This window comes from Caulobacter sp. DWR2-3-1b2 (genome assembly GCF_049896345.1).
In the GTDB taxonomy this organism is placed as follows: domain Bacteria; phylum Pseudomonadota; class Alphaproteobacteria; order Caulobacterales; family Caulobacteraceae; genus Caulobacter.
The window spans coordinates 642,066-667,161 of the sequence record NZ_JAFCUC010000001.1; the positions used below are offsets into that span (position 1 = coordinate 642,066).

Annotated in this window: 27 protein-coding genes; 13 read left to right on the forward strand and 14 right to left on the reverse strand. The window is 67.8% G+C overall.

Annotated features, from left to right (window positions below):
* Positions 1-118: 118 nt before the first annotated feature.
* The 3 genes from ACP694_RS03040 to mutM all read right to left on the reverse strand — a co-directional run bounded on the left by ACP694_RS03040 (position 119) and on the right by mutM (position 4,529).
* Positions 119-910, reverse strand: a complete 792-nt coding sequence (locus tag ACP694_RS03040) for an enoyl-CoA hydratase (protein WP_426010307.1) — start codon at positions 908-910, stop codon at positions 119-121.
* Positions 889-3,495, reverse strand: a complete 2,607-nt coding sequence (locus ACP694_RS03045) for an amino acid adenylation domain-containing protein (RefSeq protein ID WP_426010308.1) — start codon at positions 3,493-3,495, stop codon at positions 889-891. The genes ACP694_RS03040 and ACP694_RS03045 overlap by 22 nt, the downstream gene beginning before the upstream one ends.
* Positions 3,496-3,650: 155 nt before the next feature.
* A complete protein-coding gene (mutM, locus tag ACP694_RS03050) occupies positions 3,651-4,529 on the reverse strand; it encodes a bifunctional DNA-formamidopyrimidine glycosylase/DNA-(apurinic or apyrimidinic site) lyase (protein ID WP_426010309.1) in 879 nt (292 codons plus the stop codon).
* A gap of 128 nt (positions 4,530-4,657) precedes the next feature.
* Between mutM and ACP694_RS03055 the strand changes: the two genes are divergently transcribed.
* From ACP694_RS03055 to ubiB, 5 genes are all read left to right on the forward strand, one after another.
* Positions 4,658-5,416 carry a class I SAM-dependent methyltransferase gene (locus ACP694_RS03055; protein ID WP_426010311.1) on the forward strand — a complete coding sequence of 253 codons (759 nt, stop codon included), beginning with the start codon at positions 4,658-4,660 and terminating at the stop codon, positions 5,414-5,416.
* Between the two features lie 241 nt (positions 5,417-5,657).
* Positions 5,658-5,786 carry a hypothetical protein gene (locus ACP694_RS03060; RefSeq protein WP_426010312.1) on the forward strand — a complete coding sequence of 43 codons (129 nt, stop codon included), beginning with the start codon at positions 5,658-5,660 and terminating at the stop codon, positions 5,784-5,786.
* On the forward strand, positions 5,787-5,999 hold the full coding sequence (locus tag ACP694_RS03065) for an RpiB/LacA/LacB family sugar-phosphate isomerase (protein WP_426010314.1): 213 nt from the start codon (positions 5,787-5,789) through the stop codon (positions 5,997-5,999).
* A complete protein-coding gene (locus ACP694_RS03070) occupies positions 5,956-6,156 on the forward strand; it encodes an RpiB/LacA/LacB family sugar-phosphate isomerase (RefSeq protein ID WP_426011282.1) in 201 nt (66 codons plus the stop codon). The genes ACP694_RS03065 and ACP694_RS03070 overlap by 44 nt, the downstream gene beginning before the upstream one ends.
* A 214-nt stretch (positions 6,157-6,370) precedes the next feature.
* The gene (ubiB, locus tag ACP694_RS03075; RefSeq protein WP_426010316.1) at positions 6,371-7,876 is read left to right on the forward strand and encodes a 2-polyprenylphenol 6-hydroxylase; all 1,506 of its coding nucleotides are present in this window, start codon (positions 6,371-6,373) and stop codon (positions 7,874-7,876) included.
* A gap of 232 nt (positions 7,877-8,108) precedes the next feature.
* Here ubiB and ACP694_RS03080 read toward each other — a convergent pair whose 3' ends face one another.
* The gene (locus ACP694_RS03080; protein WP_426010318.1) at positions 8,109-8,672 is read right to left on the reverse strand and encodes a hypothetical protein; all 564 of its coding nucleotides are present in this window, start codon (positions 8,670-8,672) and stop codon (positions 8,109-8,111) included.
* A 163-nt stretch (positions 8,673-8,835) separates the two neighbouring features.
* On the opposite strand from ACP694_RS03080, the gene coaBC reads away from it, so the two are divergent.
* Positions 8,836-10,032, forward strand: coding sequence for a bifunctional phosphopantothenoylcysteine decarboxylase/phosphopantothenate--cysteine ligase CoaBC (gene coaBC / locus ACP694_RS03085; RefSeq protein WP_426011283.1), 1,197 nt, complete (start codon positions 8,836-8,838; stop codon positions 10,030-10,032).
* Positions 10,029-10,487 (forward strand): dUTP diphosphatase, encoded by a 459-nt coding sequence (gene dut, locus ACP694_RS03090; RefSeq protein ID WP_426010320.1) that lies wholly within the window; start codon positions 10,029-10,031, stop codon positions 10,485-10,487. The genes coaBC and dut overlap by 4 nt, the downstream gene beginning before the upstream one ends.
* A gap of 17 nt (positions 10,488-10,504) precedes the next feature.
* On the opposite strand, the gene ACP694_RS03095 is transcribed toward dut, so the two are convergent.
* Positions 10,505-10,621, reverse strand: coding sequence for a hypothetical protein (locus tag ACP694_RS03095; RefSeq protein WP_426010322.1), 117 nt, complete (start codon positions 10,619-10,621; stop codon positions 10,505-10,507).
* A 260-nt stretch (positions 10,622-10,881) separates the two neighbouring features.
* On the opposite strand from ACP694_RS03095, the gene ACP694_RS03100 reads away from it, so the two are divergent.
* From ACP694_RS03100 to ACP694_RS03110, 3 genes are read left to right on the forward strand one after another with little or no spacing between them, the layout of a single operon-like run.
* Positions 10,882-11,985: an HlyD family secretion protein gene (locus ACP694_RS03100; protein ID WP_426010324.1), complete on the forward strand. Its 1,104-nt coding sequence runs from the start codon at positions 10,882-10,884 to the stop codon at positions 11,983-11,985.
* Positions 11,986-12,009: 24 nt separating this feature from the next.
* Positions 12,010-13,599: a DHA2 family efflux MFS transporter permease subunit gene (locus tag ACP694_RS03105; protein WP_426010326.1), complete on the forward strand. Its 1,590-nt coding sequence runs from the start codon at positions 12,010-12,012 to the stop codon at positions 13,597-13,599.
* Between the two features lie 17 nt (positions 13,600-13,616).
* Positions 13,617-14,225 (forward strand): TetR/AcrR family transcriptional regulator, encoded by a 609-nt coding sequence (locus tag ACP694_RS03110; RefSeq protein WP_426010328.1) that lies wholly within the window; start codon positions 13,617-13,619, stop codon positions 14,223-14,225.
* A 37-nt stretch (positions 14,226-14,262) separates the two neighbouring features.
* Here the strand turns inward: ACP694_RS03110 and ACP694_RS03115 are convergent, their stop codons facing one another.
* The 6 genes from ACP694_RS03115 to ACP694_RS03140 all read right to left on the reverse strand — a co-directional run bounded on the left by ACP694_RS03115 (position 14,263) and on the right by ACP694_RS03140 (position 19,893).
* Positions 14,263-15,078 carry an enoyl-ACP reductase FabI gene (locus ACP694_RS03115; protein WP_426010330.1) on the reverse strand — a complete coding sequence of 272 codons (816 nt, stop codon included), beginning with the start codon at positions 15,076-15,078 and terminating at the stop codon, positions 14,263-14,265.
* A 72-nt stretch (positions 15,079-15,150) separates the two neighbouring features.
* Positions 15,151-16,053, reverse strand: a complete 903-nt coding sequence (locus ACP694_RS03120) for a phytanoyl-CoA dioxygenase family protein (protein WP_426010332.1) — start codon at positions 16,051-16,053, stop codon at positions 15,151-15,153.
* Between the two features lie 55 nt (positions 16,054-16,108).
* Entirely contained in the window at positions 16,109-17,113 is a 1,005-nt protein-coding gene (locus ACP694_RS03125) for a hypothetical protein (protein WP_426010333.1), read from the reverse strand.
* 359 nt (positions 17,114-17,472) lie between these two features.
* Positions 17,473-18,690: a beta-ketoacyl-ACP synthase I gene (gene fabB, locus ACP694_RS03130; RefSeq protein ID WP_426010334.1), complete on the reverse strand. Its 1,218-nt coding sequence runs from the start codon at positions 18,688-18,690 to the stop codon at positions 17,473-17,475.
* A 65-nt stretch (positions 18,691-18,755) separates the two neighbouring features.
* Positions 18,756-19,271 (reverse strand): 3-hydroxyacyl-[acyl-carrier-protein] dehydratase FabA, encoded by a 516-nt coding sequence (gene fabA, locus ACP694_RS03135; RefSeq protein WP_426010336.1) that lies wholly within the window; start codon positions 19,269-19,271, stop codon positions 18,756-18,758.
* A 94-nt stretch (positions 19,272-19,365) separates the two neighbouring features.
* A complete protein-coding gene (locus ACP694_RS03140; RefSeq protein ID WP_426010337.1) occupies positions 19,366-19,893 on the reverse strand; it encodes an SH3 domain-containing protein in 528 nt (175 codons plus the stop codon).
* A gap of 88 nt (positions 19,894-19,981) precedes the next feature.
* Between ACP694_RS03140 and ACP694_RS03145 the strand changes: the two genes are divergently transcribed.
* Positions 19,982-20,968, forward strand: a complete 987-nt coding sequence (locus tag ACP694_RS03145) for a 2-hydroxyacid dehydrogenase (protein ID WP_426010339.1) — start codon at positions 19,982-19,984, stop codon at positions 20,966-20,968.
* Here ACP694_RS03145 and ACP694_RS03150 read toward each other — a convergent pair.
* A complete protein-coding gene (locus ACP694_RS03150) occupies positions 20,958-21,710 on the reverse strand; it encodes a HesA/MoeB/ThiF family protein (RefSeq protein ID WP_426010341.1) in 753 nt (250 codons plus the stop codon). The genes ACP694_RS03145 and ACP694_RS03150 overlap by 11 nt on opposite strands.
* Before the next feature lie 31 nt (positions 21,711-21,741).
* Between ACP694_RS03150 and hslV the strand changes: the two genes are divergently transcribed.
* Positions 21,742-22,329: an ATP-dependent protease subunit HslV gene (hslV, locus tag ACP694_RS03155; RefSeq protein WP_426010342.1), complete on the forward strand. Its 588-nt coding sequence runs from the start codon at positions 21,742-21,744 to the stop codon at positions 22,327-22,329.
* Complete coding sequence (gene hslU / locus ACP694_RS03160; protein ID WP_426010344.1) at positions 22,329-23,627, forward strand: ATP-dependent protease ATPase subunit HslU; 1,299 nt, start codon at positions 22,329-22,331, stop codon at positions 23,625-23,627. Before hslV ends, hslU begins: the two co-directional genes overlap by 1 nt.
* Positions 23,628-23,746: 119 nt before the next feature.
* On the opposite strand, the gene ACP694_RS03165 is transcribed toward hslU, so the two are convergent.
* Both ACP694_RS03165 and ACP694_RS03170 read right to left on the reverse strand, forming a co-directional pair.
* A complete protein-coding gene (locus ACP694_RS03165; RefSeq protein ID WP_426010346.1) occupies positions 23,747-24,112 on the reverse strand; it encodes a hypothetical protein in 366 nt (121 codons plus the stop codon).
* A gap of 103 nt (positions 24,113-24,215) precedes the next feature.
* Positions 24,216-25,088 carry a methylated-DNA--[protein]-cysteine S-methyltransferase gene (locus ACP694_RS03170; protein WP_426010347.1) on the reverse strand — a complete coding sequence of 291 codons (873 nt, stop codon included), beginning with the start codon at positions 25,086-25,088 and terminating at the stop codon, positions 24,216-24,218.
* Positions 25,089-25,096: the final 8 nt, after the last annotated feature.

Genomic DNA, 25,096 nt, shown 5'->3' on the forward strand with positions numbered 1-25,096 from the left:
ACAGCCGCGCGGGCAGCCGCGAAGCAGGAAAAATCAAGAGCGCGCGGATATACGGGAAGGGGGGCCGGGGGTCAATCCGTTCAAGGCCGAGAATCTCGCGGCGACCCTAAACAGCCGTTCACGTGCCCTTGAAGGCCGGCTTTCGTTTCTCGACGAAGGCCGCCATGCCTTCCTTCTGGTCGTCGAAGGCGAACAGCGAGTGGAACAGGCGTCGTTCCAGCGCGATCCCGGTGCTCAGGGTCGTCTCGTAGGCGGCGTTGACCAGCTCCTTGTTCATGGCGGCGGCCAGAGGCGACTGGGCGGCGATGTTGCGGGCGACGGCCAGGGTCTCATCGATCAGCGTGTCCGCCGGGAAGATCCGCGACACCAGGCCGGCGCGTTCGGCCTCCTCGGCCCCCATCATCCGGCCGGTCAGGATCATGTCCATGGCCTTGGACTTGCCCACCAGCCGGGTCAGGCGCTGGGTGCCGCCAATGCCGGGGGCGACGCCGAGATTGATCTCGGGCTGGCCGAACTTGGCGGTGTCGGCGGCCAGGATGAAGTCGCACATCATCGCCAGCTCGCAACCGCCGCCCAGGGCGTAGCCGGCGACGGCGGCGATGATCGGCTTGCGGGTGATCTCGAGGGCCCGCGCGCCGGCCGCGAAGAAATCGTCCTTGAACATCTGGGCGTAGGTCTTGTCCGACATCTCCTTGATGTCGGCGCCGGCCGCGAAGGCCTTGGCCGAGCCGGTGATGACGATGCAGCCCACCGCGTCGTCGGCCTGGGCTGCCGCCAGCGCCTGGGCGAGCTCGGCCAGTAGGGCGGTGTTGAGGGCGTTCAGCGCGTCGGGCCGGTTCAGGCGGATCAGGGCGACGCCGGGCGCGGCCTCCGGGTGGGTCTCGACGATCAGGGTCTGGTAGGCGGCCATCGGCGGGTCTCCTGTTGAGCGCCGCTGTTATAGAGGGGCCGGCCGCGTTGAGGAGTCCCAGAAGCGAGCCTGCGGCCCTGCGGGGCTATTTCGAAGCTCGACAGGAAGCGGCTGACCGCGCGCGCTGTCTCATCCACCCACGGTTCGCGCAGGAAATCATGGTGACCGCCTAGAACCGGCGCCTGGACCACCGGCCCGGTGAGCACCTCGGACCATCCCAGCAGGCCATCGTGATCGTGCAACTGCTCCAGGGGACCTTGCTCCATAGCCCTGATGACCAGGGTGGGACCGGAAAACGCCTGCGCCCTGTAGGCCGCGCTCAGCCGGATCATGCGCGCGGCGAAGGCGACCTGCGATCTGGGTATCCAATCGGGCGGGGCGCCGCGCGCCTTCCGTCCGGTCAAGGCGCTCAGCAGGGCCGCCGCGCGCTCAGCCGCAGCGCCGAGGGTGCGCGCCGCGAAAACGCCCCGCGCCTGGGCGAGGGCCCAACGCTTGACGAAGTCCAGCGAAGGCCGCCGGCCTTGGAGGGACGAATCGAGCAGGATGAGCCGAACCGTCTCGCCCTCGCGCTCCAGGGCGCAGGCGACATCGAGCGCCAGCATCCCCCCCGCCGAATAGCCGGCGATCAGATACGGACCCTGCGGCCGCGCGCCGCGCAGTTCGGCCACGAAACTGCGGGTCATGCTGGGCAGGTCGCCACCCTCGGTGAACGCCCTCTGCAGCGGTCCCGGCGCGACGCCGTGGACGGGGCGTTCCGCGCTCAAGCGGCGAGCCAGACTCAGATAGTTGAACGGATGGCCAAACAGGTCGGCCATGCAGAACAGCGGCGGCCCGGGACCGCCCGGCGCGAGCAGGCTGACATGGCCCTCGGTGCGCACGCGCCCATGGTCCAGCGAGCCCGCCAGGGCGCGGGGCGTGGGAGACTGATGGATCAGGGCGGCGGGCACCTCATAGCCGAGCATCTCTTCGAGCCGCAAGGCGGCCTGCACGCTCGCCAGCGAGTCTCCACCGAGGTCGAAGAAGGAGTCTTCCGGGCCGACGCCGCGACGGGCCAGCACTTCTTCGAAGACGTGGATGATCGGCTTTTCCCCGCGCGACGGCGGGGGCCCATTGTCCGCAGGGGCGTCGTCCAGCTCCGGCAGTCGGCCATGATCGATCTTGCCCGAGACGAGCAGGGGGAATGCGTCGACCACGATGATCCGCGCTGGCAGCATGTAGTCGGGCAGCCAATCCGCCAGCGCCGCTCGCACGGTCAGCGGCGTTAAGGCCCGCCGAGCCTGAACATAACCGATCAACTGCGAGCGCCCAGAGGCGGGCCGAACAACGACCAACGCCCTTTCGATCCCGGGAATTCGCATCAGGGCCAACTCGACCTCACCCAGCTCGACGCGAAAGCCGCGAATCTTGACCTGTTCGTCCAGCCGCCCGCCGAAATGCAGCGCGCCGTCGCGCCAACAGGCGAGATCGCCCGTCCGGTACAGCCGACCGGCGGGGCCTTGGAGGAAGCGGGCGGCGGTTAGATCGGGCCGGTTCAGATAGCCAAGCGCCAGGCCCGGCCCGCCGATGTGGATCTCGCCGGTCTCGCCCTCGGGAACGGGCTCGCCCGCGACGTCCAGCAGCAGGATTGTCGCGCCGCGCACGGGTCGCCCGATCGAGGGCTCGCCGGTGAGGTCGCGTGGAATTCGCGCGACCGTCGCCACGGTCGTGGCTTCCGTCGGTCCATAATGGTTGTCCAGCACCATCGCCGGCCGGTCACTATAGACCTCGCGAACGAGCGCGCTGGTCAGGGCCTCGCCGCCGACATTGAGCACGCCAACGCTAGGCGGAATGGCGTCCATCCGGCACAGCTCGGCCAGCACGGACGGCACGGTGTCCAGCATCGTCGGCTGCTCGTCCGGCGCGAAGGGTTCAAGCGCGTTCTGCTTCAGGACGATCGCACCACCCGTGCAAAGAGGCATGAAGATCTCGAAGATCGAGGGGTCGAACGCGAGCGAGGTCGTCGCGGCGACCCGCGCGCGCTGCTCGAAGGAATAGGCCCGCTCGGCCCAGCGGACCAAGTGGGCGGCCCCGTGCCCCAGCATCACGCCCTTGGGCGCTCCGGTGGAGCCGGACGTATAGATCACATAGGCCAGGCTCGACGGGGCCAGGTTCGAGATCGGCGCCCCAGACGCCCTCTGGATCAACGCGCCACCCGATAGCTCCAGGACGACCCCGCCAAAGCCCTCCATTGGCGGGGAGGCGCTGTCCACGAGCAGCAAGGCGCATCCGCTGTCGTCGAGCATGAACCGCGTGCGCTCCGGTGGGTTTCGGGCATCTAGGGGCAAATAGGCCCCTCCGGCTTTCATCGTCGCGAGAAGCGCCGCGACCATCCATGGTGTGCGTTGCAGGCTGATCGCCACGAGCACGCCTGGACCCACACCATGAGCGGAAAAACCGCGGGCCAGGCGTTCGACCGTTTCATCCAGATCACCGTAACTGACGACCTGACCCCGAAAGTAGATGGCGGGGGCGTCTGGCGTGCACGTCGCCTGGTCGTGAAACATCTGCTCCAATCGGGCGGTCACGGTCGGGGCGTGCTTGTTCATGGTCGGACGGATCCCAAACGCCCCCACCGTCAAGGCGTGGGTTAAACAGCGCAGAGCTCAAACCGTTGCGTGAGAGCCGATCGGCTAGCCGGCCCAATCTACGGCCGAAGGAGGTCCTCGGCCAGCATGCCCAAGCGCCGCAATGGCGCCCCGGCTCAAACCTGGCAGACCGGGCAGAAGAACGTCGAGCGGCCGGCCTGGACTTCGCGGGCGATCACGCCCTCGCAGCCAGGCGTGGGGCAGGGCTGTCGCGCGCGGTCATAGACCCGGAAGCGGTGCTGGAAGTAGCCGAGCGCCCCGTCGGTGGCCGCGAAATCCTTCAGGGACGAGCCGCCGGCTTCGACAGCCTCGGCCAGCACGGCCTTGATCGCCGCGACCAGGGGCCCAAGCCGCTTGCCGGCGATCGTGCCGGCCGCCTTGAACGGCGAGATGCGCGCACGATGCAAGGCCTCGCAGACATAGATATTGCCCAGGCCGGCGACGGTCTTCTGGTCGAGCAGCAGGGTCTTGGGCCCCTGCTTGCGGCCCGCGAAGGCGGCGACCAGGGTCTTGGCTGAGAAGGCCTCGCCCAGCGGCTCCGGACCCATGGCGGCGAACCAGGGGTGGCGGTCGAGGGCGTTGGTGGCGATCAGGTCCATGAAGCCAAAGCGCCGGGGGTCGTAATAGGTGACCACCGCCCCCGCCTTCCCGTCCTTGCCCTCGGTCTCGAACACCACATGGGCATGCTTCTCGTCGCGCGTCACCGCGTGGGCGAAGTCGCCGGGCCTGGTCGCGCCCGCCGGCGTGGCGATTTCAAACCGTCCGGTCATGCCCAGGTGCATCACCAGGGTGTCGCCGCGGTCCAGTGGGGCCAGCAGGTACTTGGCGCGGCGGTCCAATCGCAGGATGCTGGCGCCCGTCAGGCGCTGGACGAAGCCGTCGGGCAAGGCAAAGCGCAGGTCGGGACGGTTGGCGCGCACGCGGGCCAGGCGGGCGCCGCTCAGCACCGGCTCCAGGCCGCGCCGCACGGTCTCGACTTCGGGCAGTTCGGGCAAGGAAAACCTCTGGAAGGGTGGGGGCCGCCAGATATCGGCCTTCCCGCGCGCGGAACAAGCAAAACCGGTGACGGACGGCCGCGGGCCGCTATAAGAGCGCGAAGACCCAGCCCCTTTCGAGCGATCGCATGACCAAGGCTTCCGCCACCTTCGGATTCAAGGACGTCGAGGCCTCGGCCAAGGCCGGGCTGGTGCGGGGCGTGTTCGACCGGGTCGCCAAGAACTACGACCTGATGAACGACGTGATGAGCGGCGGCGTCCATCGCCTGTGGAAGGACGCGGTCGCCGCGCGCCTCAATCCCCAGCCGGGCGAGGTCATCATCGACTGCGCCGGCGGCACCGGCGACATGGCCCGCCGCTTCGCCAAGATGACGCGGGCGGCCCAGGAGCGCCGTGGCGGTCCCGACGCCCTGATCAACATCATCGACTACAATGCCGAGATGATTGGCGCGGGGATCGAGAAGGGCGGCGCGCCCGAGATCACTTGGACCGTGGGCGACGCGCAGGCCCTGCCCCTGCCCGACGCCTATGCCGACGCCTATGTGATCTCGTTCGGCATCCGCAACGTCACCGACATCGACGCGGCCCTGCGCGAGGCGCGGCGCGTGCTAAAGCCCGGCGGTCGGTTCCTCTGTCTGGAATTCTCCAAGCCGGTCACCGAAGCCCTGGCGAAGGCCTATGACGCCTATAGCTTCAAGCTGATCCCGCAGTTCGGCGAGTGGCTGGCCAAGGATCGCGACGCCTACCAGTACCTGGTCGAAAGCATCCGCCGTTTCCCCGACCAAAAGACCTTCGCATCGATGATGGAGACCGCTGGCTTCAAACGGGTGACGATCACCAACTTCACCGGCGGCGTCGCGGCGATGCACCAGGGCTGGGCGGTTTAGGGGCGAGGGGGTTCCACAGGCTCTGGCGCTAGCGCACCCGGTTATAGGTTTGCCTGGATTGGTTGGCGTTGTGCCCCTTCCCAATTCGCCCGCGTCGGCGAGGCCTCGCCTTAAAACCTTGATGGCGAGCTTGCTCTGGCGTCTGGCGATGTCAAGGCTTTGAGGCGCAGCCACATCCGAGGCGGATGCGGATTTCGAGGCTTCGCAGCTGTCGCGGCACCCTTGATGGCGGGCAAGGGGCTTGCTGGCCGCTTCGACCTCCAACCGGGACAAGGAACCGGATTCCATGCGCATCGCCATCGCTTCGGATCATGCCGCGCTCAAACTGAAGGCCGAACTGGCCGGGTGGCTGACGGGCGAAGGCGATTAGGTGGCGGACCTGGGTTCTGATGGCGCTGCGCGGGTCGATTACCCCGACTATGGCTACAAGCTTACCGAGCATATCGCGGACGGACGGGCCGAGCGCGGCGTCGCGCTCGGCGGCTCGGGGGGCAGGCATCGCCATTGCGGTCAATCGCCATGCGGCTTGCCGCTGCGCGCTGGTCAGCGAGCCCATCTCTGCGGCGCTCAGCCGCGAACATAACGACGCCAACGTCATCGCTCTCGGCGCCCGCCTGGTGGGGCTCGACACGGCCAAGGCCTGCGTCACGGCTTTCCTTGAGGCCGAGTTCGTCAGCGGCCGCCATGGCCCGCGCTTCAGGAAGCTCGGCGCGCCCCCTGTTTCAGCCGCTCTGCCGTGACGGGCGGAGCTGCCGCCAAGCGGGCGCCAAGCGTCCGAGGTGGGGGGCGAGCCGGCTTCATTCGCTCTGAAGGGCATTCGCGCGCCGCTTTTCGCCGGTCGCGGCCGATCGGCGGCGAAAGCGGTCTTGACCGGAGCGCGCGGAGGGGGCTTTCAGGCCGGGACATGAACGCTTCCGCGCCCGCCCGCCGTTCGCCAACCGAGACCCTCGCCGCATGAGCCGCGTCGCCGCGTCCCTGCGCCTGATCGCCGTGGGCTGGGCCCTGGTCCGAGCCGACGCCCTAATCCCGCGCGAGGTCGAGCCCGTCCTGCCGTCTTCAGCGAAGTGGGCGGGCCGGGCGCTGCGGATCTTCGCCGGCGGCAAGGCGCGGCAAGGCCGGCCCGGCGAGCGCCTGGCGCGGGTGCTGGAACGCGAAGGACCGGCGGCCATCAAGGTTGGCCAGTTCCTGTCGACCCGCGCCGACATCTTCGGCGGTCCGTTCGCCGAGGACCTGTCGCACCTGAAGGATCGCCTGGCGCCCTTTCCGTTGTCGGTTGCCCGCGCCGAGATCGAGCGCGGCCTAGGCCGGCCGCTGGAGACCGTCTTCGCAAGCTTCGAGGGGCCGGTCGCCGCCGCCTCCCTGGCCCAGGCTCATCCGGCCACCCTGCTGGACGGCACGAAGGTGGCCGTGAAGGTCCTCCGGCCCGGTATCGAGCTGCGCGTGGCCCAAGATAGCGCCGCCCTCCGCCTGGCCGCCGACCTCGCCGAGCGTTGGGCGCCGGCCGCCCGCCGGCTGCGCCCGCGCCAATTCGTCGAGGTGGTGATCCGCGCGCTTGACCTGGAAGTTGACCTGCGATTCGAGGCCGCTGGCTGCGCCGAGCTAGGCGAGGCGATGAAGGCCGATCCCTATATGCGGGCGCCCGACGTGGTATGGGACGGGGTCGGCAAGCGGTTCCTGACCCTCTCCTGGGCGCCCGGCGTCGCGCTATCGGATCCCGCCGCCCTGACGCTGGAAGGCCTGGACCGCAAGGCCCTGGCCGAGGCCGTGACCCGCGGGTTCTTGGCCCAGGCCCTGGACCACGGCCTGTTCCATGCCGACCTGCACGAGGGCAATCTGTTCGTCGCGGCCCCGGCCTCCATCGTCGCGGTCGACTACGGCATACTGGGGCGCCTGGGACCCGCCGAGCGCAAATATCTGGCCGAGATCCTCTACGGCTTCCTCAATCGCGACTATGCGCGGGTGGCGGCCATTCATTTCGACGCCGGTTATGTGCCGGCCCACCAGGATCGCGACGCCTTCGCCCAGGCCCTGCGGGCCGTGGGCGAGCCAGTGTTCGGCCGCGACGCCCGCCAGGTGTCGATGGGCAAGCTGCTGGCCCAGCTGTTCGAGATCACCGCCCTGTTCGACATGGCCCTGCGGCCGGAGCTCGTTTTGCTGCAGAAGACCATGGTCACCGTCGAGGGCGTGGCCCGACGTATCGATCCGACCCACGACCTGTGGGCCGCCGCCGATCCCGTTGTGCGCCGCTGGATCGCCCGCGAGCTGTCGCCGGCCGCCAAGGTCCGGGACTTCGCAGACGAGGCCCTGCGCGCCCTCCGCGCCATCGCCCGGTTGGCCGAGGCGCCCGGGGTTCCGGCGGTGGCGGTGGTCCAGACTCGCTCCGGCCCGCCACTGTTGTGGTTCCTGGCCGGCGTGGCGGTAGCCGGCCTGGCGTTTGCCGCGGGGATTTGGCTGGGCTAAGGCCGAGACCTCGCTTGTCTCGCGACATCCAATCCGGCCACCTGAGGTCTAGGATGGACCGTGAGCAGCGTAATCCCTCACCCTCCCGACGCTTCGCGTCGGCCCCCCTCTCCCGCCGGGAGAGGGACCCAATTGCCGCCGTCCAAGGGCGTTGCGTGCAGCCCCTGGTCCTGGATCGACGCTTCGCCGTTCCAGGCCGACCAACCCACGGCTCTCGTCGTGAACCTACCGCCTAGCCGTTGTCGCTCGCGGTCCGATCGCGCGACGCCGTCGAGCGCCGATTTTCGCCGGCCTTCTGCTGGGCCCAATAGGCTTCGCCGTCGTCCGGCTTGAACATGGTGCGTGGCGCACCCGCCTTGGTGACCACCGCAAAGACATTGCCCTTGGAGTCGTAGATCAGGGTGTCGCCATTGGCCCGTTTCAGCGTCTCCGCTCCGGCTGGCGGATGGCCGACGAAGGCGTGGGTCTTGCGGACGTAGTCATCGACATCGGCCGCCGCGAATTCCGCGCCAAAGCGTTCGAAACCGCGCTGAGCGGCCTCTTCCGCCGTGCGGGTGCGGTTGGCCGCCCACATCGGCTTGCCCGCCACCTTGCGCACCGGCGCGTCGCGCGGATCCGTGCGCGGCGTTCGACTCTCATAGGCGGGCGCGTCGCGGTCCGACGCCGGTTCGGCCAAGGCGACATCGCCTGCCTTGGGGGCCTTCACCGCCGACGCGCCACCGTCGCAGCCGGCGGTGGCCGCCGCCAGAGCCGTCAAGGCGAGGGCTGAAAACCAGGACGCAAACCGTACCGCCATGATCGATCTCCGGATCTTTGCTCTACCTGAGCGATTAAGAACGAAGAAAGAACGGCTGTCGAGTCCTCATTAAGGATTTTGCGCAAGGGGGCTTACGCTACGGGCCGTGTCGCTCTATGCGCGTCTGGGCGGACGAGCGCTGGAGGCCGACGTGACAGATCCATTGAACGGCAAGCGGGTTCTTCTGATCGTCGGGGGTGGTATCGCCGCCTACAAGGCGCTGGAGCTGACGCGGCTGCTGCGCAAGGCCGGGGTGGCCGTGCGGCCGATCCTGACCAAGGCCGGCGCGGAGTTCGTCACCGCCCTGTCGCTGTCGGCCCTCTCCGAGGACAAGGTCTATGGCGAGCTGTTCTCGCTGACCGACGAGGCCGAGATGGGCCATATCGAGCTATCGCGCTCGGCGGACCTGGTGGTGGTGGCGCCGGCGACGGCCGACTTGATCGCCAAGGCCGCCCACGGTCTGGCCGGCGACCTGGCCTCGACCACCCTGCTGGCGACCGACAAGCCGGTGCTGATGGCCCCAGCCATGAACGTGCGGATGTGGCTGCACCCCGCCACCCAGCGCAACCTGGCGACCCTAAGGGCCGACGGCGTGCTGTTGGTTGGCCCTGACGACGGCGTCATGGCCTGCGGCGAATACGGCCCCGGTCGCCTTGCCGAGCCACCGGCGATCTTCGCCGCCATCATGGACGCCCTGGCGGGTCCCGCCGCGAAACCCTTGGCCGGCAAACACGCCCTGGTCACCGCTGGCCCGACCTTCGAGCCGATCGACCCGGTGCGCGGCATCACCAACCGCTCCAGCGGTCGGCAGGGCTACGCGATCGCCGGCGCCCTGGCCAAGCTGGGCGCGCGCGTCACCTTGGTCAGCGGCCCAGTCGCCCTGCCTACGCCGATGGGCGTCGATCGCGTCGATGTCGAGACCGCCCGTGACATGCTGGCCGCCTGCCAGGCCGCCCTGCCCGCCGAGGTCGGGGTGTTCGTGGCCGCCGTCGCCGACTGGCGGATCGACGAGGTGTTCGGGACCAAGCTCAAGAAGGATAGGGGCGGCCCGCCGGCCCTGACCTTTGTCGAGAACCCCGACATCCTGGCCACCCTGTCCGCCTCCGGGCCGAGACGCCCGAAGCTGGTGATCGGCTTCGCGGCCGAGACCAACGATGTCGAACTGCACGCCCGCGCCAAGCTAGCGCGCAAGGGCTGCGACTGGATCATCGCCAATGACGTCACCGAGCCTGGCGTGATGGGCGGCGACGAAAACGCCGTGCTGCTGATTTCCAAGGACAAGACCGAACGCTGGGACCGCGCGGCCAAGGACGCCGTGGCCCACGACCTCGCCCAACGCATAGCCGAGAGCCTTTCATGATCGTTCCGAGCATCCCCGTCGTCCAGCTGGCCCACGCCCATGGCCTGCCCCTGCCAGCCTATGAAACCAACGGTGCGGCCGGCATGGATCTGCGGGCGGCCGTCGCGGACGACGCGCCGATCGTGCTGAAGCCCGGCGCCCGGGTCATGGCTCCGACTGGCCTGGCCTTCGCCGTTCCCGGCGGCTTCGAGGCCCAGGTGCGGCCGCGCTCGGGCCTGGCCGCCAAGTCGGGCGTCACCTGTCTCAACACCCCCGGCACCATCGACAGCGATTATCGCGGCGAGGTGAAGGTGATCCTGATCAATCTGGGGGAAGAAGAATTCACCATCCGTCGCGGCGACCGCATCGCCCAGCTGGTGATCGCGCCAGTGACCCAGGCCTCGTGGAGCCTGGTGGCCAGCCTGGACGAGACGGCGCGCGGGGCCGGCGGTTTCGGTTCGACCGGCGCTAAATAGATCAAACGAGCGACGGCTTATCCACCGTTCGCAGCCTGAGCGATCATCATATAACCGCCAAACCCGGTGGCGAAGGCGGCCGCAGCGAGCCAGAGAACCGGGCGAAACATCGAGAGCGGGTTGTCGGCGTTCATCGGCTCGTCCTTTAGCGCGGGTGACCCATCCGCTACTGAAAATACGCGTGCCCCCTCCGCGCGGTTGCACGGACGCCCAGAAAACATGTCGTGATTCGTCCTTTACGGGAAATCGCGGCCAAGGCCCGCTCTTGGCGATCCGTGAACATCGATCAGCGTGGGGTTGATTTCTGGACGGGTGCGTCCATTTATCCCTTGCTGAGGGCGGTGGCTCGATATATCGCCACCCTCGATCATCCGATTGTTTCGGGATTTGGACCATGGCCGCCGCGTCGAACAAGAAGCTTATTCCCCTGGTCGTCGGCGGGATCGCCGCCGTGGCGCTGATCATCGGCGGCGGGTTGTGGTTCGTCGACAAGCAGCGCTACGAGACCACCGACAACGCCTTCGTCCAGGCCGACACCGTGCAGGTGAGCCCGCAAGTCTCGGGCTACGTGGCCGAGGTGCTGGTGGCCGACAACCAACGGGTCGAGGCCGGCCAGGTCGTGGCCCGTATCGACACCGCCACCCTGCAAGCCCGCCTCGATCAGGCCGTCGCCAATGCCGAAGGACTGGAAGCGGCCATCACCGGCGTCGATGACAAGGCCGCCCTGGAACAGGCGATGATCGCCCAGCGCGCCGCCGGCGTGGCCAGCGCCCAGGCCGACGCCAGCCGCGCCAAGGCCGACCTTGACCGCTACAACGTGCTGGCCAAGCAGGGCTGGGTCTCGACCCAGAAGGTCCAGACCACCCAGGCCAGCTCCGCCCAAGCCGGGGCAGCCGTTCAGAGCGCCCAGGCGGCGCTGGAGGCCGAGCGCCGCTCGGCCCAGTCGCTAGGTTCGGCCCGCGCCCAGACCGTGGCCCAGGCGGCCGCCGCCCGCGCCGCCGTCGCCTCCGCCCGCATCGACCTGGACCGCGCGGTGATCCGCGCGCCCGTGGCCGGCGTGGTCGGCGCCCGGTCGGTGCGGCCAGGCCAGCTTGTTCAGCCCGGCGTGGCCCTGATGTCGATCGTGCCGGTCGGCCAAGGCTATATCGTCGCCAACTTCAAGGAGACCCAGGTCTCGCGCCTGCGGGTCGGCCAGCCGGTCGAGATCAAGGCCGACGCCTTCGGCAAGCAGGTGATCCACGGCAAGTTGGACAGCTTCGCCCCGGCCACCGGCCAGGAGTTCGCCCTGATCCCGGTCGAGAACGCCGTGGGCAATTTCACCAAGATCACCCAGCGCCTGCCGGTGAAGATCGTGGTCGAGAAGTCCATCCTGGGCTCGGCCCTGCGGCCTGGTCTGTCGGTCGACGTCAAGGTTGACGTGCGCGACCGTTCGGGCCCGTCCTTCGCCGAGGCCGGCCAACCGGCCCCGCGCCTGGCCCAGCAGGGCGTGGCGCGCTAGCGCGTCCGGGTTCGGAACCCAGACATGGCCGACGCCGCCCTTCCCGTCTCTTCCATTCCCAAACCCGCCCCCGAGGTGGATTGGGGCAAGCTGATGCTTGGCTTCGGGGCGATGGTCATTGGCCAGTTCATGGCCATCCTCGACATCCAGATCGTCGCGGCCTCGCTGCCGCAGATCCAGGCCGGGGTGGGCGCCAGCGCCGACCAGGTCAGCTGGATCCAGACCGCCTATCTGATCCCCGAGGTCGTGATGATCCCGCTGTCGGGGTACCTGTCGCGGCTGTGGGGCACCCAGCGAGTCTATCTGATCTCGTGCACCGGCTTCATGGTCATGAGCGTGCTGACGGGCCTTAGCTCGTCGATCGACATGATGATCCTGACCCGGGCCCTGCAGGGCTTCATCGGCGGGGCGATGATCCCCACCGTGTTCGCCGTGGCCTTCACCGCCTTCCCGCCCGAGAAGCGGATCACCGCCAGTGTGATCATGGGCCTGATCGTCACCCTGGCGCCGACCGTCGGCCCGACCCTGGGCGGTCACCTGACCGAGTGGCTCTCCTGGCGCTGGCTGTTCTTCATCAATGCGCCGATCGGCGTCATCGTGCTGTTCGGCGTGGCGCGCTGGGGCCAGTTCGACAAGGGCGATCCCAGCCTGTCCAAGGGCTTCGACTGGTTCGGCCTGGCGGTGATGGCCGCCTTCCTGATGAGCATGCAGTTCGTTCTGGAGGAAGGCTCAAAGGACGGCTGGTTCGAGGACAGCGGCATACTGGCCTTGACCGTGGTGGCCGTCATCACTGGCGTGACCTTCGTCTGGCGGTCGCTGACCTATCGCAATCCGATCGTCGAGCTGCGGGCGTTCGCCAATCGTAATTTCACGATCGGCGTGGCCATGACAGCGGTGTCGGGGGCCAGCCTGTTCGGCGGCACCTTCCTGCTGCCGCAGTTCCTGGGCCGGGTGCGGCATTATTCGGCGTCGGAGGTCGGCACGACCATGGTGGTCTCGGGCCTGTCGATGTTCGCCACCGGACCTATCGCCGGGCGGCTGGTGCGCGAGATGGACCCGCGCATCCCGATGTTCATCGGCTTCATGCTGGCTGGCTTCGGCATGTACATGGCCCATGGCGTGACCAAGGACTGGGGCTTCTGGGAGTTCGCCGGGGTGCAGGCCTGTCGCGGCGTGGGTGTGATGATCGCCATGATCGCCACCCAGCAGGTGACCATGAGCACCCTGCCCCAGAACATGGTCAAGAACGCCTCCGGCCTGGTGAACCTGGCGCGCAACACCGGCGGCGCCGTAGGCCTGGCCCTGCTGGCCACGGCGATCACCAACCAGACGGCCCTTTACTATATGGGCCTGTCGGACCTGGTCAGCCAGGGCAACCCGCGGATGGCCAGCATGATGGAAGGTCTGGCCGCGCGGATGGCGCAGCTTGGCGTTTCCGACCCGGATGGGGCAACCCGCAAGGCGATTGGCGGCATGCTTCAGCAGCAGGCCACGGTGCTGGCCTTCGGTGATAGTTTCACCTTGCTAGCCTATGGTTGTTTCATCGCCGCAGTGGTGTCGTTGCTGGCCAAGCCGGCCAAGAACGCCCCATCCCCGCCCTCGGACGCGCACTGACATGTCGAGAGTCGCCAATGCCTAGAGTTGCGGGACAGATCGACGTCGCCAAGACCGAGGCCATTCTCGACGCCGCCGTCGAGGTGATCGGTCAACGTGGCCTGGGCGCGCCGATGGAGGCCATCGCCAAGCTGGCGGGGGTCTCCAAACAGACCGTCTATAACCACTATGGCTCCAAGGCCGAACTGGTGCGCGCCCTTATGGCCCGGAGGGTGGCGGTGATCACCGCCCCGCTACGCGATCCCGGCGCCATCGACAATCCGCGCGAGGCCCTGGAGGCCTTCGCTCGTTCGATGCTGGAGACGGTGGCGACCAGCAAGAGCTACGCCATCATGCGCGTGGTGATCCAGGGCGCCGTCGAAATGCCCGACGTGGCGCGCGAGGTGTTCGAGGCCGGCCCCCGCCAGACCCGTCGGCAGCTGGCGGCGTTCCTGGACGCGGAAAACCGCCTGGGCAGGATGGACGTGCCTGACCCTGAACAGGCGGCCGAATTCTTTGGCGGCATGGTCATGAGCCACCACCAGCTGCGCAGCCTGCTGGGCCTGCCGTCCGAAAACACCACCGAGGCGTTCGCGGCCCTCGCAGCCGAGGCGGCGAGGCGCTTCATGCGGGCCTATGCTCGATAAGCAAAGGCCCCCGCCCGACCGGCGAGGGCCCGTTGTCCTAGGCCTCGGCCTCGTCGGGCATGCCCATCATGTGGAAGCCCGCATCGACGTGAACCACCTCGCCTGTGGTGGAGCGACCCAGATCTGACACCAGCCACAGGGCCGCGCCGGCGACGCCCTCCATCGAGGTGTCTTCCTTCATGGCGCTGAACGCCCGGCCCTGGGCGATCATGCCGCGGCCGCCGGCAATGCCCGCCAGGGCCAGAGTGCGCATGGCGCCGGCCGAGATGGCGTTGCAGCGGATGCCCTTGGGGCCCAGGTCGCGGGCAATATAGCGGGTCGCCGCTTCCAGGGCGGCCTTGGCCACGCCCATGGTGTTGTAGTTCGGGATGGTCCGCTCAGAGCCCAGATAGGTCATGGTGATCAGCGACCCGCCGTTCGGCATGATCTTGGCCGCGCGCTTGGCGACGTCGACGAAGCTGAAGGCCGAGATGTTCAGGGCCAGCAGGAAACCCTCGCGGGTGGTGTTGTCGACGAACGAGCCCTTCAGCTCGTCCTTGTTGGCGAAGGCCACCGAGTGGACGACGAAGTCGATCGTCCCGAACTTCTCCTCGATCGCCGCGAAGGCCGCGTCCATCGAGGCGTCGTCGGTGACGTCGGCCGGGATTAGGGTAGTGACGCCGATGCTCTCGGCCAGCGGCCGCACGCGGCGCTCCAGGGCTTCGCCCTGATAGGTGAAGATCATTTCGGCGCCCTGGGCGGCGAGCTGCGAGGCGATGCCCCAGGCGATGGAGTTGTGGTTGGCCACGCCCATGACCAGGCCCTTCTTGCCCGCCATTAGCTCGCCCTTGGGGAATGCGTATTCGTCGGCCATCGGTTGGCTCTCCAGGAATCCTTGACCCGCTAGCTAGCAGGACCCACCGCGCGGAGGAACCCCGGCAGGGCTCTAGGCGACGTGGACGGCGCGCAGGACGGCTTCCTTCAGGGCGCTGGCGACGGTCCTGAGCTTCAGCCGCGCCCGCTTGCCGTCACGCCGGGGCCAGACCCAACCGCCGGTCTTGAGGTTGGCGGGCAGGCGCAGATGAAACCGCCCCTCCTCCGGCGAGGAGTACATCGGCGTGTAGTAGAGGCAGTTTTCGAAATAATAGTGGGTGACCAGCGAGCGGCGGGTCGCGCCCTCGCGGGTGATCGCCGTACCGCCATGCGCCACATTGGCCGTCCAGACCAGGGCCTGGCCCTTTTTCAGCAAAGCCACGGTCGGCGCGCTTTCCAGTTCCCGCGCGAAGGCGGGTACGTAGAAGGTCTCGTAGTCACCCGCCGCCGGGGCGCGATCCGTGACCCCGGCCTCGCGCATGCCGAAGACCGGCCGCTTGTGGCTGCCCAGGTGGTAGAACAGTGGCCCGGCGTCGGCGTGGACGTCTTCCAGCGCGAACCACACCCCGCACATGAAGCGTTGTGGCTCGCTGTGAAAGTGCACCGCGTCGGCATGGGCGTGCTGCTCGCTGCCAACCAGGAAGTTCAGGGTCTGAAACGCGAAGGGCTCGCGGCCATAGGCCAGGGCCAGCATCGACTCGATCACCGGCAGATTGGACAGCACCCTCACCGCCGGCGATCGCCGCCAGGCGTCCTGGGCCCGCCGGACACCAGGGGTGAAGAAGGTCTGGGTTTCCGCGACGACCCGGTCGCACAGGGCCGGGCCCTCCGCACCCAGGTCGATGATCGCCACGCCGTCGCGATGCAGGTCGGTCATGAAGCGGCGCTGCGCCGGGTTCGCCCCGACCGCGTCGAGATAGGCCTCGACCTGGTCGGTCTCGACCCAAGGCGTGGAAGGCTGGACGTTAAAACGCATCGCTACTGGCCCCACCCGATGGCGCAGGAATCATAGCCCACGCCTCCACGGCGGATCAACCGGCCTTGGCCTGGCGCCCCAGCCATGGCCAGAGCCGGTCGAGCACGACCTCGCGCGTGGCGTGGTAGTCGAGATGGTGATCTTGGCCAGCGGCCGGACCCTGGAAGGCGGGATCCACCATTGGCCCAGCCATCAGCGGCGCGAACAGGTCCAGATAGCCAAAACCCAGCGCCGGCGCGGCGGCGGCCAGCCGGGTGTTGAAATCGGCGTGGGCGGTCACGCGAGCCGCCGCGACGGGAATCTCAAGGCCGGCCAGATCGATCCGCCCGTCGGCCTCGCCGTGCAGCTGGGCGATATGGGCGTTGCGATAACCGCGCCGCCAGGCCAAATCGCTTAGCGCAGGGGGCAGGATCGAGACTAGGTCGATACGCTCTCGATCGGCCGCGGCGATACGCCGGGCCAGGGCGTCGACATAACGTTCGACCGTTTCGTCAAGGAAGGCGGCCAGTTCGATCGGGTCGAAGGCCGTGCGGCCAGCCCGAAATCGGCGATAGGGATGCACGAACTCCACATCAACCTGGCCGAACATCAGCAGGATGCGCGGCGCGGCGCGTAGCAGGGGCGCGATATCGCGACCAAGCTGCTCGCCCGCCCCGCTCCGGGACTCGGTCGAACTCAACCCCCGCGCCGAAGCGCCGGTCAGCAACCGGTGGATCGGCAGCAGCCACCGGCGCCCCCGCCGGGCGCGCCGCACCAGGATACGGCTGTGGCTGTCGCCGACCACCGCGTAGGGCATGGCGCCCGCACGCACCGCCTCGGCCAGGCGGTCTGCGGTGAAGCGATCGTCGGTCGTCAGTTGATCGGCGAGACATTTCGAGGCCGCCATCCAGGCCTCTGCCAGCAGACGGTCCGCCGCATGCGGCAGGACGGCGGCGCCCCATGCGTTCAGGACCGCGCCAGGAAGCGTGTCGGTCCAAATCCTTTCGCCAACCACGACCAGGCGTCGCGACACCCGTGCGGCAGGGCTGATCGACGGCTGGTCCGGCGCCTCATAGGTCATCGAGGGGTCCCACTTGCTCGTATCCGTAGCTAGAGCATTTCCCGACCTGACTGCGTCAGTCCGTGAGCTCTAATCTTTTGTTTTGAGGCATTTTTCTTCACGCGAACCGGAACCACTTCGCTCGAAAAATAGTCTAGCAGCGGGCGGGCGGGGCGTCAGCCGACTTCGAAGCCAACGGCCGGAAGACCCTGCTGATGGCGAGCGTGCGCCGTCTCGAACGCCGTCTCGAGATCACGAGCGAAACAGGCGGGGTTAAACACGGCGGAGCCTTCGACGGCGCGCACCAGCCGCGCCCTGATATCCGCGAGGGAGGCGGGGTCGCTAGCCAGCCCCACCGCTGTCGCGACATATGGTGCTCGTCAGTTAGCCTTGGCGATGATCAGTGTGCCGTTGGTGCCGCCAAAGCCGAAGCTGTTGGACATCACGGTGGTCAGCGGCCTGTCCGACCGTTCGAGCAGGATCGGCAGGTCGGCGAACTCGGGATCGAGGTTTTCAATATTGGCGCTCTGGGCGGCGAAGTCGTTGTCGAGCATCAGGATCGAATAGATCGCCTCCTGCGCCCCGGCCGCGCCCAGGCTGTGGCCGGTCAGCGACTTGGTCGAGGAGATCAGCGGGGCCTTGTCGCCAAACACCGTGCGGACCGCGCCCATCTCCTTGCTGTCGCCCACCGGCGTGGAGGTGCCGTGCGGGTTCAGATAGTCGATGGTCCGGTCGCCGGCCTGCGCCATGGCGATCTTCATGCAGCGCGCCGCGCCCTCGCCCGACGGCGCGACCATGTCGAAGCCGTCGGAATTGGCGGCGTAGCCGACGACTTCGCCATAGATCTTCGCGCCGCGGGCCTTGGCGTGCTCATATTCCTCAAGCACCACGATTCCGGCCCCGCCGGCGATCACGAAGCCGTCGCGGTCCCTGTCATAGGCGCGGCTGGCCACGGCGGGGCGGTCGTTAAAGTTGCTGCTCATCGCGCCCATGGCGTCGAACAGGTTGGACAGGGTCCAGTCCAGCTCCTCGCAGCCGCCGGCGAAGACGATGTCCTGCTTGCCCATCTGGATCTGCTCGGCGCCCGCGCCGATGCAGTGAGCGCTGGTCGCGCAGGCTGAGCTGATCGAATAGTTGATCCCGCGGATCTTGAACCAGGTGGACAACACCGCCGAGGGGCCCGAGCTCATCGCCTTGGGCACCGCGAACGGGCCGATGCGCTTTGGACCCTTCTCCCGGGTGGTGGCGGCCGCCTCGACGATCACCCGCGTGGACGGGCCGCCCGAACCGACGATCAGGCCGGTGCGCTCGTTGGAGATCTCGGACTGCTCAAGACCGGCGTCGGCGATCGCCTGTTCCATGGCGATGTGGGCATAGGCCGTGCCGGGCGCCAGGAAGCGCGCGGCGCGACGATCGACCAGGGCTTCCCACGAGTCGAGCTTGACCGTGGCGTGCACCTGGCAGCGGAAACCCAGTTCCGCATAGTCCGGCGCGGCGACCACGCCCGACTTGGCTTCACGCAGTGAGGCGAGCACCTCATTGGCGTTGTTGCCGATGGACGAGACGATCCCCAGTCCGGTGACGACGACGCGACGCATGAACAATCCTCTTTCTTCCCCACGATCCAAAAGGGACGGCTCTAGGCGGCCACCCTACAGGTGGATCACGACGCCATTTGTTCCGCGGTGAACAGCCCGACCTTCAGGTCCTTGGCTTCATAGATGGCCACACCGTCGGCTTCCAGCACGCCGTCGGCGATGCCCATGACCAATTTGCGGATGATCACCCGCTTCAAGTCGATCTTGTAGGTCACCTTCTTGACGCCCGTCGTCACCTGCCCGGTGAACTTGACCTCGCCCACGCCCAGGGCCCGGCCGCGGCCGGGCGCGTCCGACCAGCCCAGGAAGAAGCCGACCAGCTGCCACATGGCGTCCAAGCCCAGGCAGCCCGGCATGACCGGGTCGCCGATGAAGTGGCAGGCGAAGAACCAGAGGTCGGGATTGATGTCGAACTCGGCCTCGACATAGCCCTTGCCGTACTTGCCGCCGTCCTTTTCGATCCGCACGATGCGATCGAACATCAGCATCGGCGGCACGGGCAGTTGGGCGTTGCCGGGGCCAAACAGCTCGCCCCGGCCACAGGCCAGAAGCTCGTCGAAAGTGTAGGAACTCTGTTGCATGGTCCCGCCCTAGCACGACGGTGGGCCGCGCCTCAATGTTACTTTCGGTAACGCCTGTGAACGCCTGACGCTCCGCGACGGTCTCGATTCGCCGCTAGGGCTTGCACTGGACCTGGGAAGAAGCCCCCCAGATTTCCCCTTCCGGGGCCCATCCGGCCTCGCCGTCGGCCTTCAGGCGGCACCAGCCCTTTTCGCATTTGTCGAGATTGGCGGTTGAGTGGCCAGCCAGATAGGCGGTGATCCGCGCATTGCCCTTGGGCTGGGCGCGCAACGGCAGGGGCGTGGTCTGGACGCGCATGGCGGTGCGTCGGCCGTCGGTGGTCCGTCGGTGAACCCAGGCCAGATTGCCCTCGGGATCGCAGATCCGCCGCCATTCCCGGGTTTCGGCCACCACCTGCACCGGCAGGCCCTTGGCCTTGTAGATCCACAGCAGCCGATGCTCCTCGTCCGGGCCGACCCGGGCATTGACCTCGCCGTATTTGAGCGAGACGTAGCGCGGCACCTCCATGCCCGATGGCGTGATCTTCGGGGCCTGGGCGCGCGCCATGCTCGTCAGTCCTACCAGGGCGAGCAGGATCAGGGCCAGGCGGCCGAGCGAACGATGTTTGCGATTCGTCGGCATCTTGCTTGGCCGCACCCGGCCCCTTTGCTACTGATTTCAAACACCCGTCAGGAACGCCCAACGGGGGGGAAGGCTTTTCGAACCGCTCATGTCAGCTCGCAAGCTCAAAGTCATCGTTACCCGCAAACTGCCCGATCCGGTGGAGACGCGAATGTGCGAGTTGTTCGACACGCAACTCAACGTCACCGACAAAGCCTTGACGGCCGATGAACTGGTCGAGGCCATGGGCCAGTGCGACGTCCTGGTGCCCACCATCACCGACCGGATCGATTCGCGCCTGCTGTCTCGATCGGGCGACCGTCTCAAGCTGATCGCCAATTTCGGGGCCGGGGTCGACAATATCGACGTCGCCACCGCCAATGCGCGCGGCATCATCGTCACCAACACCCCCGGCGTCCTGACCGAGGACACCGCCGACCTGACCATGACCCTGATCATGGCCACCTCGCGCCGGGTCGTCGAAGGCGCCGAAGTGGTCAAGGCGGGTGGCTTCCACGGCTGGTCGCCGACCTGGATGCTGGGCCGCCGCCTGTGGGGCAAGCGCCTGGGGATCATCGGCATGGGCCGCATCGGCCAGGCCGTGGCCCGCCGCGCCAAGGCCTTCGGCATGCAGGTCCACTATCACAACCGCAAGCCGGTCAGCCCGCGCATCGCCGAGGAGGTCGGGGCCACCTACTGGGAGAGCCTGGACCAGATGCTGGCCCGGATGGACTTCATCTCGGTCAACTGCCCGCACACCCCCGCCACCTACCACCTGCTGTCGGCCCGCCGGCTCAAACTGTTGCGGCCCCAGAGCATCATCGTCAACACCGCCCGGGGCGAAGTCATAGACGAAGGCGCCCTGGCCAACATGCTGGCGCGCGGCGAGATCGCCGGCGCCGGTCTGGACGTTTACGAACACGAACCGGCCATCAATCCCAAGCTCCTGAAACTGCCCAATGTCGTGCTCTTGCCCCACATGGGCTCGGCCACGGTCGAGGGCCGCATCGACATGGGCGAAAAGGTCATCGTCAACGTGAAGACCTTCATGGACGGCCACCGGCCGCCCGACCGGGTCATTCCGTCTATGCTGTAGCCGGCTCGCCCGCGCAGCTCGTACATTCCGGATCCGCGCCGATCCGGACCGTGCGGGTCTCGGCCGCCAGGGCGTCATAGATCAGAAGGCGGCCCGATAGGGGGTCGCCGGCGCCGGTGATCACCTTCACCGCCTCCAGCGCCATCATCGCGCCGATCACGCCCGCCAGAGCGCCGACCACGCCAACCCGGGCGCAGGTCTCGGCGTCGGGCGGGGTTTCAGGCACCAGGCAGCGGTAGCAGGGTTGGCCGTCGAACACCCCGACCTGGCCAGTCCAGCGGCCCAGAGCGCCGCTGACCAAGGGCTTGCCCGTCGCCAGACAGGCGTCGCTGACGGCGAAGCGGCTGGCGAAGTCATCCGTGCCGTCCAGCACCAAGTCATACCGCGAGACGAGCGCCTCGGCGTTGGCTTGGTTCAGCCATACCGGGTGGTTTTCGACGGCAATGTGGGGGTTCAGAGCGTTCAAGTGTTCGGCGGCCGCCTCGACCTTGGACCGACCTATGTCGCCGGTGGCGAACAAGACCTGGCGCTGCAGGTTGGACAGCGAGACGGTGTCAGGGTCGACCAGGCCCAGGGTTCCGACCCCGGCGGCGGCCAGGTAGAGCGCGGCCGGCGCGCCCAGGCCCCCGGCCCCGACCACCAGCACCCGCGCGGCCTTCAGCTTCTGCTGGCCCGGCCCGCCGATCTCGCGCAGCACCAGATGGCGGGCGTAGCGTTCGACTTCGGCCGGTGAAAAGCTCATCGCGCTTGATATCTCTGCTGCGCCTCGCCAGATGCGGGACATGAAAAACAGCAATTCTTTCCCCGCCAACTCTTTTCCAGATTGGCACGGCACGACCATTCTGGCGGTGCGCAAGAACAGGCAGACCGTGATCGCCGGCGACGGACAGGTCTCCATGGGCCCAACCGTCGTCAAGGGCAACGCCCGCAAGGTCCGCCGCCTGGCCGGCGGCAAGGTCGTGGCCGGGTTCGCCGGGGCCACGGCCGACGCCTTCACCCTGATCGAGCGGCTTGAGGCCAAGCTGGAACAGTATCCCGACCAGCTGGCCCGCGCCTGCGTAGACCTGGCGAAGGACTGGCGCACCGACCGCTATCTGCGCCGGCTTGAGGCCATGCTGCTGGTGGCCGACGCGGACTCGATCTTCACGGTGACCGGCGTGGGCGATGTGCTCGAACCCGGCGAGAGCACCGGCGGCGGTTCGGTGGCGGCCATCGGCTCGGGCGGCAACTACGCCTTGGCGGCCGCCAAGGCCCTGATCGACCAAGACCTGACCGCTGACGATGTCGCCAGACGTTCGATGGCCATCGCCGCCGAGATCTGCGTCTACACCAACGGCAATCTGACGGTGGAGAGCCTCTGATGACCGAGTTTTCCCCCCGCGAGATCGTCTCCGAACTCGACCGCTACATCGTCGGCCACCTGGAGGCCAAGAAGGCTGTCGCCGTGGCGCTGCGCAACCGCTGGCGCCGCCGGCGCACGCCCGACGACCTGCGCGACGAGATCACGCCGAAGAACATCCTGCTGATCGGCCCCACCGGCGTCGGCAAGACCGAGATCGCCCGCCGGCTGGCAAAGCTGGCCCAGGCGCCGTTCCTGAAGGTCGAGGCCACCAAGTTCACAGAGGTCGGTTATGTTGGCCGCGACGTCGATCAGATCATCCGCGATCTGGTGGAAAGCGCCCTGGCCATGGTTCGTGACAAGCGCCGCGCCGGGGTCAAGGCCAAGGCCGAGGCGGCGGCCGAGGAGCGCATTCTCGACGCCCTGACAGGCCCCGGATCAACCGCCGCCCGCGAAAGCTTCCGCAAGAAGCTGCGAGCCGGCGAACTGGACGACAAGGAAGTGGAGCTGCAGCTGGCCGACACTGGCGCGGGAGCCGGCATGTTCGAGATCCCCGGCCAGCCGGGCGCCTCGGTGCTGAACCTGTCAGAGATGATGAAATCGTTCGGCGGCGGTCGCACCAAGACCCACAAGACCACGGTCGCCGGCGCCCACGCGCCGCTGATCGCCGAGGAAAGCGACAAGCTGCTCGACCAGGAGGCCCTGACGCAAGAGGCCCTGGAACTGGCCGAGAACCACGGCATCGTCTTCCTGGACGAGATCGACAAGGTGGCGTCTTCGAGTCAGCGCGGGGGCGCCGACGTCTCCAGGGAGGGCGTTCAGCGCGACCTGCTGCCGTTGATCGAGGGCACGACGGTCTCGACCAAGTACGGACCAGTCAAGACCGACCACATCCTGTTCATCGCCTCGGGCGCCTTCCACGTGGCCAAGCCGTCCGACCTGTTGCCGGAGCTACAGGGCCGCCTGCCGATCCGTGTCGAGCTGAAGGGCCTGACGCGCGATGACCTGCGCCGTATCCTCACCGAGCCGGAAGCCAATCTGATCCGCCAGCACCAGGCGCTGATCCTGACCGAGGGGGTGACCCTGGTGTTTACCGACGACGCCATCGACGCTGTGGCCGACGCCGCCGTGGCGGTCAACGCCTCCGTCGAGAACATCGGCGCCCGGCGGCTGCAGACGATCCTGGAGAAGGTGGTCGAGGAGATCAGCTTCAGCGCGGGCGATCGCTCGGGCGAGACGGTCACGGTCGACGCGGCCTATGTGCAGGAACGCATCGGCGCCTTGGCTGCGAACGCAGACCTCAGCCGGTTCATCCTCTAGGGCATTTTTCGAGCGAAGCGGTTCCGGTTCGCGTGAAAAAAATGTGTCAAAACAAAAGATCAGAGCTCACGGCCTGACGCAGTCAGGTCGGGAAATGCTCTAGGCGCGCGCGCTGCGCGTCAGGCGAATTTCGACGGGAAGGTTTGGGTGTTTTCCGGCCGCCCCGGGCCTTGCGCGCCCAGATCGACGATTCGCGGCGGCTCGTTATGCGTGAGGAGGCTGGCCAGTCCGATCTCGGACAGGGACCAGTTCTCTTCGCGGGTTTGAGCCGGCGTCACCAAGTCGCCTCGGTAGGCCTCGCGGAACCGCCGGTCACGGAAGGCCAGCAGCTCGTTCCACTGCGAGTGTCTGGGCGGCCCGATGGCCATTTCCCGAAGCATGGCTTGGCATTCGGGGGTCAGGTCGGGGCTTCGGTGAAGAAGCTTGCCGCTGAGTTTGATGAGGGGCGCAACGACGTCGCGTATGCGTTGACGCAGGCTCAACATGGGTTTCTCCGCCCCAGTTCAATCATCGTTAAGCGGCGCATTCTCCTAGTTGGGGCTTCCGCCAAGGGAACCCGCTGAAGCTCCGCAGTAACGACGCCAAGCGTTACCGCAAAGACGCGCCGACGGCCTCCATGCCGAGCATCGCCGCCTTGCGACCCAACCCCCAATGGTAACCGGTCAGCCGGCCGTCCCTCGCGATGGCGCGGTGGCAAGGGATAAGCAGCGAGATAGGGTTGGCGCCGATCGCGCCGCCGGTGGCCTGGTAAGCGCGCGGACTGCCCGCCCAGGCCGCGATCTCGCCATAGCTGCCGGTCTGGCCCGCAGGGATGCGCAACAGGGCCTTCCAGACCTGGATGTTGAACGGCGAGCCGATCAGCACCACCGGCAGGGGCTGGTCACCACCGGCGAAGGCGTGGACCGCCGTGCGGGCCGAGGCCTCGTCATCGCGGCGCCAGTCGGCGGCGGGGAACCGCCGGTGCATATCGGCGAAGGTCGCCTCATCGTCGCCATCGGAAAAGGCCAGGCCGGCCAGGCCGCGCGGGGCCATGACGAACAGGCCCTTGCCATAGGGGGTCGGCGCCCAGCCCCAGGCCAGATGGAGCCCCTCGCCCCGACGCCGCACGTCGCCCGGCGTCACCGCCTCCTGGGCGATGAACAGGTCGTGCAGGCGCGAAGGGCCGGACAGGCCGGCGTCATAAGCCGCGTCGAGCACGCTGACGCCCTGCTCCAGCGATCGCCGAGCCTCGGCATGGGCGATGGCGGCGACGAAGATCTTGGGGCTGACCCCAGCCCAGCGGCTGAACACCCGCTGGAAATGGAATGGCGACAGGCCGACCGCGTCGGCGGCCTCGTCCAGCGACGGACGCTCCTGCCAGCGGTCGGCCAGCCAGGAAAGGGCCTTGGCCATGCGATCATAGTCCGCCGACCGCTCGGTCAGATGGGCGATAGCTTGGGAGGGGGAAACATCGAGCGGCATGGCGAGAA